Here is a 14,781-nt window from a genome sequence, read left to right as displayed (position 1 = left end):
TGTCGGCCTGTCCCCTGAAAGGATTTGAAAATGAACAACAGCAGCAGCTATCGGATACTGACCGTCGTCGCGCTCGCGGCAAGTCTTGCCGCCTGCGGAACGGCGATCAAGAGCGGGCGCGAAGACGCCATCTACTACTACTCGAACAAGGGTGCCCCGGTCGCGAAGGTGGAGTCGCCTCCGCCCGCGCCGCCGGCCGACAACGTCGGCGTGCCGAAGATCGTGTATTTCGACTTCGACAAGTACGACGTCAAGCCGCAGTACCGCAACGTGGTGGAAGCGCACGCGGACATTCTCCGGAACCGTCCCGCGAGCAAGGTGATGATCGAAGGCCACACCGACTCGCGCGGCGGCCGCGAATACAACCTCGCGCTGGCCCAACGCCGTGCCGAGTCGGTGCAGCGTGCGCTCACGCAGCTTGGCGTGCCGGGCGAGAGCATCGAGGCCGTCAGCTGGGGCATGGAAAAACCCGCATCCCCCCAAACCACCGAGGAGGGCTATCAGCTCAATCGCAGAGCCGAATTCAGCTACCGCTGATCCGGAGAACCGCGATGCCTTCGAGGGGAGCTTCCGGTCCGCGACGTCAAAGCGAGAGCAGATGACGGCCGCGGCCGGGCTCCCGTATTCGATCGGGGCCGAATGATGTCCTTCTCCGACCAGCTCCAGGCCTGCCACGAGCGCCTGGTCTCGGTGTGTGCGGCGCTGCCGGCACCATATCCGGCCTTCACGCTTTTCTTTTCGGTGAGCGACGGTTCGCAGCGCGCGCACGTGGTCCACGCGCGTGCGGCCGAATTCGAAACGGCCTGGCGCGAAGGCGCCGAGGCCGTGGAGCGCCGGGTGCGCGAATACGGCCTGGTCTCGCCATGGCTGCGCATCGACTGGGTCGAGGGCGCAAGCCCGATGGATTGGGCGCAGTTCAAGGCACAGCTTGCCGCCGTCAAGCGCAACTACTTTCGCCTTGGCCTGGCTTTCGACAAGAGCTTCGAGACCGCGTTCACCGAGCAGGAACTCAACGCCAACGCGATGCTGTGCGGCGACTCGACCATTGCGCACGCCGTGGTCAATGCGCGCAACTTCGAGGTCTACGGGCAGACGCGCTTCGCACGTGCGCCCCGGCTCGACTTGCCGGCGGACCAGCCGGTCTATCTGCTTGCGACGGCAGGTGTCTTTTGCCAATCGGACGGCGTCGTGCACAAGCTCGTCGGCACGGGGCTCGATGCGGGTCGGCGCCAGGCGCCGGCGCTCAATTCGCAGTCGGTGCTCGAGCTCGTGCGCAGCGGCTCGGCTTATCTTGCGCGCCAGGTGCAGGGCGACGGGTTGTTTGCGTACGGCTACTTTCCGTGCTTCGACCGCCGCATTTCCACTTATGACGCGTCGCGCCACGCGGGCGCGCTCCACACCATGATCGAAGCGTGGGAGCTCACGCGGGATGACAAGCTGCGTGCGGCCATCGACCACGCGCTCGACCATCTCGCGAATTCGCTCATACGCCACTACAGGCTCGCGGACGGTACCCAGCTCGCCTTCCTCATCGACACCGGCGAAGAGATCAAGCTGGGCGGCAATGCCGCCTGCGTGCTCGCGCTGGTGAAGTATTGCGAGGCGATGGGCACGCGCGACTGGCTGCCGTTGCTGGAAAAACTGGCGCTGGGCATCGCATGGCTGCAGGACATGGCCACGGGGCGCTTCAACCACGTGCTCCACGCCGCCGACCTGCATCTGAAGCAGGCCTCGCACGCTGTCTGCCATGACGGCCAGGCGGCTTACGGCCTCATGCGTCTGTACGACCTCACACGCGATGCCAGATGGCTGGCGGTGGTCGAGAAGGCCTTCGACCATTTCATTGCGAGCCAGCACTGGCAGGCGCACGACCATTGGCTGAGCTGCTGCGTCAACGAACTCACGCGCTGGAGCCCGCAGGAAAAGTACTTTCGCTTCGGCCTGCAGAACGTGGCCGGGTACCTGGACTTCGTGCTCGACCGCAAGACCACCTTTCCCACGCTGCTCGAACTCATGCTGGCGGCACAGCAGATGCTCCAGCGGCTCGAGGCCATGCCTGCGATGCGGCACCTGCTCGACGAGCTCGACACCGAGAAGTTCTACCGCGCGCTCGAGTACCGCGCCCACTACCTGCAGAACGGCTTCTTCTGGCCCGAGATGGCGATGTACTTCAGGCGGCCCTCCACCATTGCCGGCGCGTTCTTCATCCGGCATCACGCGTTCCGCGTGCGCGTCGACGACGTCGCGCAGTATCTGTCCGGCTTCGTGGCCTACCACCGTTACCTTCTGGAGCGGCGGGCCTTGCCCGGTGCCGGCAGCGTGAAAGACGACGGCGCCGTCTGGACCGCGAGCGAAATGGCGCGCGTGACCGGCGGCGACTGGGTGGTGAGGCCCGACGACGGCTGGCGCGCCGGCGGCGTGGCGCAACGCTCCTTCCTGCGCAAGGGGCGGGTGGTGTTCGAGCACCAGACACGGCCCGCCAAGGCGCCGCTGGCCGCCGTGGCGCTCAAGGGCGTGTTGCAGCCCGCGGCCGCCGTGCTGTGTGCCGACGCCGCACCGCATCTGGACAAGCGGGTACCCGTGCTCCAGGTTGCCAACGTGCAGCAGGCCGTGCTGGCACTGGGCGCGCATGCGCGCACCGAGTTTGGCGGGCGTGTCTGCGGCGTGCTGGGCAGTGGCGCCGGCAGCAGCACCGTGGCCGCGATGCTGGCCGAGACCCTGGCCGTGTGGGGCGAAGTCGGACGGCCCGACGGCAACGTCAGCCTCCCCTCGGGCCTTGCCTGGAACCTGACCTGCATGCCGCGGCATGCGGCCTACTGGGTGTTGGAGATGGGCTCGCCGCACATCCTCGCGTCGACGCAACTGGTGCGGCCGATGGTGACAGTGGTGACGGGGCTTTCATCCGCTTCGCAGAAGCATCGCGGACCCTCGGAGGCCGCCGCGCGCCAGGACAGCCGCATCTTCGAGGGCATGGCGCCGGGCGACAGCGCCGTTCTGAACCGCGACCTTCCCGAGTTTGCGACCTTTGCCGAAGCCGCCATGGCGCAACAGCTCCAGATCCTGACCTATGGTGAGCACAAGGACGCCGATGTGCGGCTGCTCGCGTTCGACCATGGCGAAGTGCAGGCTCTGGTGCTCGGCGAACCATTCCAGCTTCGCCTCAATGCGCCGGGGCGGCACATGGGCGGGAGCGCGGTGGCCGCGCTGGCCGCGCTGCAGGCGATGCGCCTGAAGCTGTCTGCCGCGGTGGAGCCCTTCGCGCGATTCGAGCCGCCGGGCGGGCGCGGCGCCCTGCACACCATCCACATCGGCGGCGGCAGTTTCAAGCTGATCGACGAGACCTACGACGCCAACCCGAGCTCGATGCGCGCCGCGCTCGAACTGTTGTCGCAGGCGCCCTGCGAGCCGGCGCGGCGCGTGGCGATTCTTGGCGACATGCAGGAGCTCGGTCCGGCTTCGCAGCGGCATCACCTGGAACTCGAGCCGGAACTGCTCGCATCGCAGCCCGACCGCGTGCTGCTGTGCGGCCCGCTCATGCGTGCGCTGCACGCGCGCATCCGCACCAAGGTCCGGTCGCACTGGTTCGTCGATGTGTCCGATCTGTCGACCGCGCTCGGAGGCCTGCTGCAGCCGGGCGACTGGGTGCTGGCCAAGAGTTCCGCCGGCGTCGGCCTGTCCCGGCTGGCCCGTGTATTGAAAGCATTGCCATGAAATTGAACATGCCCCTGTCCTTGTCCTTCGAACCCAAGGCCGTGCCGGCGGGCCGCTGGTGGCTGGGCTGGCTGCAACTGCTTTGCGCATGGCTGCTTTGCATGCTGCTGTGCGCCAACGTCGCGCTGGTGCTGACCAAGGGCTGGCCACAGGACGAGGCGGCGCCGCAGGCGAAAACCTCGTCTGCTTGCGCACTTGCGGAAACCACCGCGAGACCCGGCGCGAGTGGAGGCCAAACAGTCCCGCAGAAGCCGGTGCGAACGCCGCGATGCGGAGATGCGTAACGTGATATTTTGCCTTGTAACAGTTGGGTAACAGTTGATAATGACGCAGGCGTCATTGCCGAACGGATCGGCCCCTTCCCATGATCAAGTTTCTCTTGCCCAGTCAGCTGGTGGCCGAACTTCCCGAGGAGCCGGGTGCCAGTCCGCACGCGGGTGCGCTGCACACCGCGTTCCGGGCTGCCTACCCGTTGGTGAAGAGCGCGGCATGGCGTTCGCTGCCCATCAGCCTGTTCGGCCTGTTGCCTTCGATCTTTCTGCTGCAGGTTTACGACCGCGTGCTGTCGCGCAGCGGCGTCTCGACGCTGGCCGCGCTGGTAAGCGGCATCCTGTTTTTTCTCTGCATCGAGTTCTGGATGCGCACGCGGCGCTCACGCCTGCTGCGCAACGCGGGCGCCGTCATCGACCACGGCGTTTCGGGGGCGCTGCTCCATTCGATGCTGAACCGCCCGCTGCGCGCGCTCGAAGCGCGTCCGGCGTCGATCTGGCACCAGTACTTTCGCGATGTGGCCTCGGTGCGCGGCACCGTCACCGGCGGCTTGGCGCAATCGATCTTCGACCTGCCGATGGCAATCTTCGCGCTGGTGGTGATCGGCATCGTGGCCTTGCCTGTGCTGCCTGTCGTGGCGCTGTTCCTTGCCATCATGGCTTTTCTGGCCTGGTGGTGGGCCGACGAGGTACGCACCGGCCGCGTCGAGGAAGTGCAGCGCGGCCGTGGGCTCGACCGCATGACCTCGGAGATCTGCAACGCGCGCGAAACGCTCAAGACGCAGGCGAACGACGGGCCGACCATCGAGATGTGGCGCCAGACCTATAACGCCTGGCTGGGCGAAAGCTTCAGCAAGAACGGCCAGATCGAAACCGCGCGCGACGGCACCACGGTGCTGCTGACGGTGTTCTCGGTCATCGTGGTGACCGTGGGCGCGGTGTCGGTCATGGAGCAATGGATGACGGTCGGCGGCCTGGTCGCCTCGAACATGCTGGCGCTCAAGGCACTGCAGCCGGTGGCCGGACTGGTGTCGAGCTGGCGCTCGCTGGCAGCCGCGAAGGAAGCGGCAAAGCGGCTCGAAAAAGTGCTCTCCGAGCCGGTCGAAAAGCCGCCCTCGGGCATGACGCTGCCGCAACCGCTCGGCCGCGTCATGCTGAAGGACGTGAGCTTCAGTTTCACGGAAGGCGCGCAGAAGCCGGTGCTCGAGAACGTCGATCTCGACATCGGGCCGGGCGGGCTCCACGTGATCGTCGGGCGCAACGGCGCCGGCAAGTCGACGCTGGTCAAGCTGATCTCGGGCCTGTACGCGCCCACGCGCGGCGTCATCAGCATCGGCGAATACGACCTTTCGCAATTCGGGCGCGAAGAGCTCTCGCGCTGGATCAGCTATCTCTCGCAGGAGGTGTACTGGTTTGGCGGGCCGCTGATCGACACCATGCGCCGCACGGCGCCGGGCCAGAGCGACGAGCAGGTGGTGGCGGCCTGCAGGCTTTCGGGCGCGCACGACTTCATCTCGCGCCTTCCCGACGGCTATCGCACTGTGGTTGGCGAGGGCGGCACCGGTTTCTCAGTTGGCGAGCGGCGCAAGCTCGCGCTGGCCATGAGCTTCCTGCGCAAGCCCTCGGTGCTGGTGCTCGACGAGCCGAGCAACGACCTCGACTTTCAAAGCGAACGCACGCTCCTTGCCACGCTGCTTGCGGTGGCCAAGGTGCGCACCGTGGTGGTGGTCACGCACTCGCTGCGCATCGTCTCGGCCGCCACTGTGGTCTATCACGTGACGGGGCAGGGCAACGTCGAGCAGGGAACGGCGGCGGTCATGGTGCCGAAGCTGTTCGGGGTCAAGAAGGCCCTGGTGGCACTGGGCGATTCCGCTGCCGGCGGCGACGACGCCGAGGCGCTGCCGCAGGGCAACGCCGCGAACCGTTCCATGGCTTGAGTGAGCCCATCGATTGAAGACAAGAGCAATGGGGACCGCGACTTGAAATCAGATCTGCCGCAGATACTGCAGGACGAAGACCAGAAGCGTGCGGCGCATGCATCGCCCGAGGGCAGGCGCCGCCAGTGGGTGATCGGCGGCGTGGTCGCGGTGCTGGCCATGGTCGGCTTGGGCTTTCCCATGGAGACCGTGGTGGTGGCGCCCGGCCGCGTGATTCCGTCGGACCGCGTCAAGTCGATCCAGCATCTGGAAGGCGGCATTGTCAGCAACGTGCTGGTGAAGGAAGGCGACCGCGTGAAGCAGGGCCAGTCGCTGGTCGAGATCGACCTTGGCGGCAGCGGCCTCAACCTCGAAGAACTCTCCGCACGCCATGCCGCCACGCTGGCCACCCGCGTCCGGCTCATGGCCGAGAGCCGCGGCCAGGCACTCAGGCGCGAGAGCTTTGCCGCCGACATCGACGCGAGCGTGCTCGAAGGCGAAGCCGGCGCGTATGAAGCGCGCGCGCTCGAGCAGCGGGGCGTGATGGCCGGCGCGGTGTCGGGCCTGGAGCAGGCCCGAAGCAAACAGCTCGAGCAGCAGGCCAAGGTGAAAGGTCTCAACGACCGGCTGGCGCTGATGCAGAAGGAACTCGAAATCTCTGAACAGCTGCTGAGCGAAAAGCTGGTCGGACAGGTCGAGGTGCTCGAGAAGCGCAGGCAGGTCGAGGGCGTGCGAAGCGAGCTCGCCGTGGCACGCCAGGGCGCCATCTCAGCCAGCGCGGCCATCACCGAGGCGCAGGCCAAGATGGCCGAGGCCGAAGGCCGGTTCCGGCGCCGCGCATCGGACGAACTCGCGACCGTGGAGCGTCAGTTCGCAAGCCTGAGCGAAGACCTGGCACGCGCACGCACCCAGCGCTCGCGCACGATCGTGAAGGCGCCCGCCGACGGCATCGTCAAGGGGCTGCGCAGCGGCAGCCCGGGCTGGGTCATCAAGCCTGGCGAGGCGATCATGGAAGTGGTGCCCGACAAGGACGAGGTCATGATCGAGGCGCGCCTGAACCCGAACGACCGCGGCTTTGTCGAGGTGGGCCAGGCGGCGCGCGTGAAGGTCACGGCCTACGATTACCTGCGCTACGGCGCCGTCGAAGGCAAGGTCACGCTGGTAGCCGCCGATGCCGACCGCGACCCGGCCATTGCCAACGCGGCACCCTACTACCGCATCCTTATCAGCACCGGGCAGGCCTACGTGGGACAGCCGGAGAACCGCATCACCGCCGGCATGGAGTCCGAGGTCGACCTGAAGGTGGGGACCGATCCGTTCATCTGGTACATCCTTCGTCCGGTGCTCAAGCTGCGGCGCGAAGCCTTCCGCGAACCATGAGGGCGAGCATCCTGACAGGCCGGCGCCGGGTGGGCCGCGGCATCCTGTGCACGGCACTGTGCGCGAGCTTCGCCGTTCCGCCGGGTGCAATCGCGCAGGAGCTGCAGGAAGCGCCGGCGCAGCTGATGGCCGCACGACGCCTCTCCGCGCCTTCGATCGGTGCCGCAAGCTATGCCCAGCGCGTGAAGCAGGCGCTCATCACGCTCGCGCAGGATTACCCCGAAGTGCAAACCGCGCAGGCCGCCGCCAACACCAGCAGCTTTGGCGTGGACGCGGCAAAGAAGGCCCGCTACCCGCGCTTCAAGATGGGCACCGCGTCCGGCACCTACAACAGCGGCGCGGCCAACGCCAGAAGCGAGAACTACACCGTGCTGACCGCCGAGGCGCGCGTGAGCCTGGTCGATGGCGGCGCCATGAGCGCCGCGGTGCGCGCTGCCGAAGCGGGAAACCAGGCCGACGACGAGGCCGTGGTGACCACCTCGCAGAAGGTGGTGCTCGATGCGTTGACCGCCTACCTGCAAGTGCAGCGCTTCGACCTGAAGAAGCAGATCGCACGCAAGTCCACCGAGGTGGTGGCCGAGCTTTCGAAGGCCGAGGCACGACGCGTGGCGCTTGGCGCGGCCGGCGAGAACGACCTGAACATGGCGGCCGCGCGCCGCGCCAGCGTGGCCGCCCGCGAGTCCGACTTTCAGGCGCAGCGCGACGAGGCGCTGGCCAAGTTCAATACGTATTTCAAATTCACGCCCAACACCGATTCGCTGCCCGTGCTTGCGGCACCCGCGTTCTGGCGCATCGCGTCGCACGAAGAAGCCTTGCGCCGCGCGGAAGAACGCAGCACCGAGATCGCCGAAGCCAAGGGCCGCGTGGCGCGAGCCCAGGCCCTGGTCGACCAGCAGGAAGCCAGCATCTGGCCGACGGTGGATGCGGTGGTCGTCAAGAGCAAGGATCCGCGCGGCGTGTCGCCGCAGGATCCGACGCGCGCAGCCTTCGAGCTCAACTGGAACTTTGGCAACGGCTTCGACCGCCAGTTGCGGCTGAAGTCCGCGCTGGCCGAAGTCGCCAACCAGGAAGCCAAGCTCGAAGGCGTGAAGCTCAACCTGCTGGAACTCACGTCGGCCTCATGGTCGCGCACGGTGTCCGGACGCGAACGCGAACGGCAGCTGATGGAAGCCGTCAGCACCTCGGGCCAAGCCTTCCGCGGCCGGCGCCGCCTGATGGAGTTCGGCCGCGAGACTCTGCCGGCCGTGCTCGACGCGCAGCTCGACTACTACAACCTGCTGTTCGACTATGTCGATGCCGTGTTCGACCTTCGCATCAGCGAACTGCGCCTTGCACGCACCACGGGTGAGCTGCGGATCGATCCCGATGCGAGCAATGCCTGGATCGACCGCATCTTCGGACCGCCAGGCCGCCCCGCGCTGAGCGAAGACGGCCTGCTCACCGCGCTGTGCATCTCGAGCAATGCGAGTTGCGCCAGCGAACCCGTGACCGACCGCGGCGCCACCGCGACCGCATCGAACCCGCCGCTGCGCCGGGCCGATCGCCTGGCGACCCGTCAGTAAGCCGGGGTGGGCTCAGGCATCCTCGGGGATGCCGGCCTCGCCGTCCAGGATTTGATACTTGCGCATCTTTTCCCACAGCACCTTGCGGCTGATGCCCAAATGCTGCGCGGTGTCCTGGCGCTTCCAGTCGTTGATCTCCAGCGCCGCGATGATGCGGTTTCGCTCGCTGCTGTTCCAACCCTTGCGGTCACCGTTGCCGTCGAGCGCGACGCCGTTGGCGCTTCCGTTGTAGCCGTTTCTCTCGGCTGAACCCGCCATCGGCGTCGGCGTGCCGCGCGTGAGTGCGATGGCGCGCTGGATCAGGTTCTGGTCCCACGCGTGCAATTGCCGCGCAATCACACCCACGCGCTCGGCCAGATTGCGCAGCTGCCGCACGTTTCCCGGAAAGTACGTTTCCGCAACCGCATCGCTCAGCCAGTGCGGCGTTTCTCCCAGCACCTCCAGCTCGTCGCCCAGCACATTGGCCAGCAGCGCCTTGAAGATCGCGATCTTGTCGATCTCGCCGCGCTCTTCGAGGCTGGGCACGTGCAGCTCGATCACCGCGAGTCGGTAGAACAGGTCGGCGCGAAACTCGCCGCTCGCCACCATCTCGCGCAGGTTGCGGTTGGTGGCAGCCACCAGCCGAAAGTCGACGCGAACCGGCGCCGTGGCGCCCAGCCGCGTGACCGTGTTGTCCTCGAGCACGCGCAGCAGCTTGACCTGCTGGTACTTCGGCAGGTCGCCGATCTCGTCGAGAAACAGCGTGCCACCCGTCGCCTGCTCGAAGTAGCCGCGGTGCGCATGCACGGCGCCGGTGAACGAGCCTTTCGTGTGGCCGAAGAAGAGCGACTCGAACAGCCCATCGGGAATCGCGCCGCAGTTCACCGCCACGAACGCGCCCTTGCTGTAGTGCTGATGGCCGAGATGGAGCTGCTGCGCGATACGTTCCTTGCCCACCCCCGTTTCGCCGCGCACCAGCACGCTGTGGTTGCAGTCGGCAAAGGCGCCCACTTCGGCGAGCAGCGATTTCATCGCCTCCGAGTGCGCCACCAGCACGTCGGGCGCCTGCGGCGCCACGTCGCGCGCGCGCAGCTGCCGCACTAGCTTGGCCACCATCGTGCGCAGCTCGGCGCAGGTGAAGTCATAAGGCAGAACGTGCAGGTACTCGGGCGGATAAGTGCGCGAGTCGCGGTCGCGCGAAGCCGCAGCCACCCAGATCACCGGCATGCCTTGCAGCAGTTCGGTCGCGTGCGCAAGGCCCCCGCCGTCGATGACCGTGACGCTGATGATCGCGACCGAAGGCCGAAGCGCCGTGCCGCGCTCCTGTTGAGGAGGCGGCATGCCATCGGCCCGGATCACCTCGACGTCGAAGCTCGCCATGCAGCGCGCAATGCGGTCGAGGATGTCGGCCTTGCCTTCCCAGACAAAGAGGTCGAGTTCGTCGAAGTTGGGGGCGCTCATGAGAACAATCGCTTGAGGTGTGTTCGTGTGTTTTTGCACTGGCTCACTTCAGTACACCAATTCCGCACCCGCTTTGCATGTCATGCGAGCGCCGACTTCGGCGTTCGCAAGTTCGATACCGAGGTTTTTCAAGAGTAGCTCCACCAGCGAATTGACAACAGAAGAGACAAGAGAATTGACCAGAGGTTTGAGCAGGTTGAACACGGCGGTGGCCGCCGAATCGGTGGTTGACACGATGGCACCGAGCAATCCTGCCGAGGCGCCGGGTGCATACAAGTTGAGCTGCAGGCCATTGACGACGCCGGTCACGAGGCCGGCCACATCGTTCGTGGCGGACGTTGCCAGGTAGGTTTGTGCCGGCGCTGCAACGTCGCCGATTTCCTTCAGCAGCCCGGGTGCGCTCGAGTGAAAGAGCAACGAGTCGGAGCCACCGTCGAGCGGAGGGGAGTTGACCGAGAGGCCTACGCCTCCGCCGCCGAAAGCCGTGCGCTGCGCGGTCAACTTCTGGGTCGTCCATGTTCCGTTCAGTTGCAGATACTCTTGCGTAGGCAGGGTGCATATCCCTAAGACCACCGCGAAGCAGGTTTTTCTGGTTTGCACTGTGCCGATATCGACCAATGCGATGGGCTCCATGGCGGGAGCCAGCGCTGTCGACGAGAAAGCCTTGGCCTTCGCGTCGGCCGGCGAAGTGCCCATTTTTCCGATGCGCAGCGTGGCGATATTGGACTTGGAATTGGCCCACAGCTTGCTGTCGGCACTGTTGGTGCAGTCGTAGTCCGTGACATACGCCGAGGCAGGCGCAATGTCGATGCTGATGTCGATCTGCAACGGCAAGGGAAGCGCTTTCACGTCCGAGATTTCGGCCTTTGCAGGCGTGTGGCAGTTCAACGCGATGACCGGGCAACTGCCCGGCGGCGTCAGGTCGATGATGGAACTCAGGATCGATACCAGCGCAGTTTTCAGCGTATCAAGCGCATTGAGCAGGCCGCTGATCAACGTGGTCAGCACTTGACCAGCTGCTCCGAGATCGGCTGAAACAAGCGCCCGAACCTGAGCCGTCCGGACATAGATCTTGTTCGGGCCCAGTGGATCGAGCTTGGCCAGTTCAGGATTTCCCACGGCAGAAAACTGCGGCGGCTCGATCACCTTGATGCTCGCGGTGACCCCGGCAAGGCTGACATCGACGGCCGCCCCGTTCTTGCCATTGGCCGCTTGCACCACGCCCTGCAGCAACTGGAAAACCTGAATGCTGGTGTCCAGTCCGGCGGCGTCCGTGCCGGACTGCACGCCCAGCAGTGTCCCAAGCTTCAGCAGTGGCTGGGCCGCGGCTGCATTGGCTGCGAGCTTGATCAGCCCGAGTGCGTCGATGGCCGTCTGGGCCGTGCCTCCGTTGCGTTGAAGCGCATTGATCATGGCCTGTGCCAATGTCCCCACCGAGGCGTCGGCGGCCAGGACCTCGTCGTACTTTCCGGCGCCTATACCCAGTTCAAGCGCCAGTTCGTCCAGGAAGGTCAGCAACTTGAGGTCAGTCGAGACCAAGCCGTTCCAGCCGACGGCTTCGAGGTTGAGGCTGCCACCCAGAAGACCGCCGAACACCGCATTGAGCGAAGGCGATCGAGTGCTGTCCACGCTGACGAGCGTGCTGCGGATACTCAAGGCTGCCAGCGGGTGCTTGCGCGCCGCGAGCGCGACGACCGCAATGGGTCTTGGCTCGTTGCCGGGAAGGCCTGCAAGCAGCAGCGCGGGAGTTCTGTTGATGCTGACTCGCACTGCGTTGAGTTTCTGACCGCTTTCCGGCGTGCCGAAGTGAGGTGCAGCGGGCCTGGACACAGGGTCCCAGTGGCCGCACGCCACGCTGTCCGCAGCGACGGCTGCCAGCGTGGGAGGAATGTTCTGTGCGGCGTTTGCAATCGCTGCCGTTGTTGCGCCCGTGCAGCTTTCCCCGTCCAGCGCCTGTGCGCCCGCGAGTGCGGCGAGGTCGGCCGTCTTCTGGAGTTCGCGCTTGAGGAAGAACAGGTAGCCCAGCTCGGTGCCCACGAGAACGATGATCAGCAGGCTCAGCGCGATGATCGCATTGATGACCACCGACCCAAGTTGCCGCCGTCTTGGAGTTCTTCGATTCAAGGAATGCATCGTTCGCGCTAGAAAGACGACCGGGTCGCCGTGGCCTTGCCGAGCAGCCGGTCAGGCATCCAGCTGCCGGTGAGAGGAAGCGGAGGCAGGAGCGGATTGGCGCGGTACGGGTAGCTCACTTTCACCGCGATCTCCGCGGATGAAAGATTCACTTCAGGCGGAAGGTCCGCCATCTTTGCGCGAAGCCAGGCCTCCTTGGTCGATGGAACAGTGCCCGCGGACACAGGGGTGATCATCGAGAGTGCGAGCGACCGGTAGATGGCCGTTCGTGCATTCGCCTGCACGTCCGCCACCGGCGTGTCGCTGCGGAAAGTCTGGGCCGCTCTCGCGCCGTCTTCCGCTGCGCGGGAGATGGCCTGCTGCACGTAGAGAACGCCGCAGAACGTGATGAGGCCATAGATGCCCAGGAACAGGACGCCGAAGATGAGCGCGAATTCGATGGCGGCGACGCCGCGCTGCCGGCGCGGCCTCGCGCATTCCAGGCGCGGGCGGGCGGGCTTCACAGCGACCTTCCGTCGAGCAGCATGCTGGCCTTGCCTGTCACCCGGTCAGGCAGCGCGAAACTGGGGAATGCGGGAAACAGCGCCTCGATGCCAGTGACGGCCACGGTCACGACCATCTGGCAACGGTTGCTCCATTCCGGCCCGCAAGGGGGCGCAGCCTGCGCGCAGTCGTCCCCCGTGGCCAGGCAGATCTTCGCATCGACAGCCAGCTTCGCTTTCAAGGCGCCCGGCAACCAGTCGCTGCGCAATTCCGCAACGCCTGCTGCTTCGGTTTTCCTCGCATCCAGACTGCTCTGGTAGCGCAGCCCGGCGCGAGCGCCGTCTTCCGCGGCGTTCTGCAGGCTCAAGCGCATCGTCAACAGGAAGCCATAGCAGATCACCGCGTAGAGCAGCGCAAAGCTGATCAGGAACACAAACGCAAACTCGATCGCATACACGCCGCGCTGTGCGCGCCGGTGTCTTGCGAGGCGACTTGCTTGCATTGGCATTCTTTGGCGCGATGGGATTTCCCGTGGCTCAACGCGCCCCGGCAGCAGCGCCGCCAGCGGCGCCGTTGGACTTTGTCACCGTCGAGCCAAGGCGCTCGGGAATCGGGTAATCGAAACTCTTGATGTATCGCTCGTAGCTCCGGCTGGCCACGCTTCCCGCGATAGGCCGGGGCGTGGGAGACGCAATCTCTCCACTGCGCTGCCAGGCGAACAGGCTTTGCGTGGCATCACCCACCCGCAGCGTCGGCGGGTCGAACTCTTCGGGCTCGGCGATCTGAGCCCCTTGCGTCGGCGGTTCGGCCGCGGCGGCCTTGGCGATTTCCGGTGCGACCACTGGCGCCGTCGCGGCCTTCGCATCCGTTTGCGCGAAGGCCACGGTCACCATTGCGAAAAGCGCGGCGGCCAAGGCAATGTGAAAAGGCAGCTTTGCGATTCGGTCGGCAGGCTGATGGTTCATGGCGTCCCTCGTGAGGTCGAATTCGGTGAGAGCGGGGCTTCGGCGCTCGATGCGGCGGATGGATTCGTCTGGCTCGCGGTCCTCATGCCACCCGCGCCTGTCCACCGCGACGGCTTGAGCGCAAGGGGCGCAGCGATGGATTCATGGCGGGGCGCCGCCGAGGCCGCGCCGTATGCGGCCGCGGAACCGCCCGACGCACGCATCTGCTGCGCCGCTTCGCGCACCGCCAGGCGTGTCGTTTCGGACATGCGATTCGCATCCATCAGCGCTGTGGCTTGGTCTCGCTGATTGGTTACTTCCAGATAGAGCGCGAGATTGGCTTGTGCCTGCGTGCTGTCCGGACGCAACTGAAGCGCCTGCATCAGCGGAAGCCGCGCTTGGTCGATCTGTCCCGCGCGCAGCTGGGCATAGCCGAGATCGCTCAGCAACAGCGCATCGGTCGGCGTGCGGCGCTGTGCCTGTGCAAGCAACTGCACGGCGTCGGCGTAGTTGCCGCGCGCACCTGCGAGCAGGCCCAGTCCACGATAGCCCGCGCTTTCCAGCGGCGTGCCCATCAGGCGTTTGTACGCGGCCTCGGCGGGGGCAGCCTGCCCTGTCTGGCGCAGCGCTTCAGCACGCACGCGCGAGGATTCGGGCGATACGCCCCATCGCTGTTCGAGTGCATCGATGTGCGCGAGCGATGCAAACCACAGGTCCTCTTTCTGCATCTGCTCGACGAGCCTGAGATAGGTCGCCTGAGTGTCCACAGACGCCCCTGCCTTCGTATCCGCGGCCGCCTCGGCAGCCATGCGCTGTTGCGCATCGGCGCTGGCGGCGTATTGATCCTTGATGCCGGCGCAGCCTGCGGCAGAGAGAGCCACGGCGGCGGTGGTGGTGGCGAAAGCCAGCACGCGGCGGGCGGCGCGCAAGCTCATGCAAAGCG

At 66.1% G+C, this 14,781-nt stretch carries 12 protein-coding genes; 6 read left to right on the top strand and 6 right to left on the bottom strand.

Annotated elements, in window-relative coordinates:
• Nucleotides 1-30: 30 nt before the first annotated feature.
• The 6 genes from BLR24_RS11150 to BLR24_RS11125 all read left to right on the top strand — a co-directional run bounded on the left by BLR24_RS11150 (nt 31) and on the right by BLR24_RS11125 (nt 8,838).
• A complete protein-coding gene (locus BLR24_RS11150; protein WP_093016763.1) occupies nt 31-537 on the top strand; it encodes an OmpA family protein in 507 nt (168 codons plus the stop codon).
• A 102-nt stretch (nt 538-639) separates the two neighbouring features.
• Entirely contained in the window at nt 640-3,711 is a 3,072-nt protein-coding gene (locus tag BLR24_RS11145; protein WP_093016761.1) for a glutamate ligase domain-containing protein, read from the top strand.
• Between the two features lie 8 nt (nt 3,712-3,719).
• The gene (locus BLR24_RS11140; RefSeq protein ID WP_175543236.1) at nt 3,720-3,995 is read left to right on the top strand and encodes a hypothetical protein; all 276 of its coding nucleotides are present in this window, start codon (nt 3,720-3,722) and stop codon (nt 3,993-3,995) included.
• A gap of 80 nt (nt 3,996-4,075) precedes the next feature.
• On the top strand, nt 4,076-5,917 hold the full coding sequence (locus tag BLR24_RS11135; protein ID WP_093016757.1) for a peptidase domain-containing ABC transporter: 1,842 nt from the start codon (nt 4,076-4,078) through the stop codon (nt 5,915-5,917).
• 42 nt (nt 5,918-5,959) lie between these two features.
• Nucleotides 5,960-7,276, top strand: coding sequence for an HlyD family type I secretion periplasmic adaptor subunit (locus BLR24_RS11130; protein ID WP_093017346.1), 1,317 nt, complete (start codon nt 5,960-5,962; stop codon nt 7,274-7,276).
• Nucleotides 7,273-8,838 (top strand): TolC family protein, encoded by a 1,566-nt coding sequence (locus BLR24_RS11125; protein WP_093016755.1) that lies wholly within the window; start codon nt 7,273-7,275, stop codon nt 8,836-8,838. The genes BLR24_RS11130 and BLR24_RS11125 overlap by 4 nt, the downstream gene beginning before the upstream one ends.
• Before the next feature lie 12 nt (nt 8,839-8,850).
• Here the strand turns inward: BLR24_RS11125 and BLR24_RS11120 are convergent, their stop codons facing one another.
• The 6 genes from BLR24_RS11120 to BLR24_RS11095 form a co-directional block, all read right to left on the bottom strand.
• Nucleotides 8,851-10,278, bottom strand: a complete 1,428-nt coding sequence (locus BLR24_RS11120) for a sigma 54-interacting transcriptional regulator (protein ID WP_093016753.1) — start codon at nt 10,276-10,278, stop codon at nt 8,851-8,853.
• A 48-nt stretch (nt 10,279-10,326) separates the two neighbouring features.
• Nucleotides 10,327-12,363, bottom strand: coding sequence for a pilus assembly protein TadG-related protein (locus BLR24_RS11115; RefSeq protein ID WP_175543251.1), 2,037 nt, complete (start codon nt 12,361-12,363; stop codon nt 10,327-10,329).
• A gap of 56 nt (nt 12,364-12,419) precedes the next feature.
• Nucleotides 12,420-12,914, bottom strand: coding sequence for a TadE/TadG family type IV pilus assembly protein (locus BLR24_RS11110; RefSeq protein ID WP_093016749.1), 495 nt, complete (start codon nt 12,912-12,914; stop codon nt 12,420-12,422).
• Nucleotides 12,911-13,351, bottom strand: coding sequence for a TadE/TadG family type IV pilus assembly protein (locus BLR24_RS11105; protein WP_254787243.1), 441 nt, complete (start codon nt 13,349-13,351; stop codon nt 12,911-12,913). The genes BLR24_RS11110 and BLR24_RS11105 overlap by 4 nt, the downstream gene beginning before the upstream one ends.
• 79 nt (nt 13,352-13,430) lie before the next feature.
• A complete protein-coding gene (locus BLR24_RS11100) occupies nt 13,431-13,859 on the bottom strand; it encodes a DUF3613 domain-containing protein (protein ID WP_093016746.1) in 429 nt (142 codons plus the stop codon).
• Complete coding sequence (locus BLR24_RS11095) at nt 13,856-14,749, bottom strand: tetratricopeptide repeat protein (RefSeq protein ID WP_254787242.1); 894 nt, start codon at nt 14,747-14,749, stop codon at nt 13,856-13,858. The genes BLR24_RS11100 and BLR24_RS11095 overlap by 4 nt, the downstream gene beginning before the upstream one ends.
• Between the last annotated feature and the right edge of the window lie 32 nt (nt 14,750-14,781).

Origin of the sequence: Variovorax sp. OV700 (genome assembly GCF_900099805.1) — a bacterium.
Classification (GTDB): Bacteria; Pseudomonadota; Gammaproteobacteria; order Burkholderiales; family Burkholderiaceae_C; genus Variovorax.
Note: the sequence above shows the minus strand (reverse complement) of the source record. Positions and strands in the feature narration are given on the sequence as shown.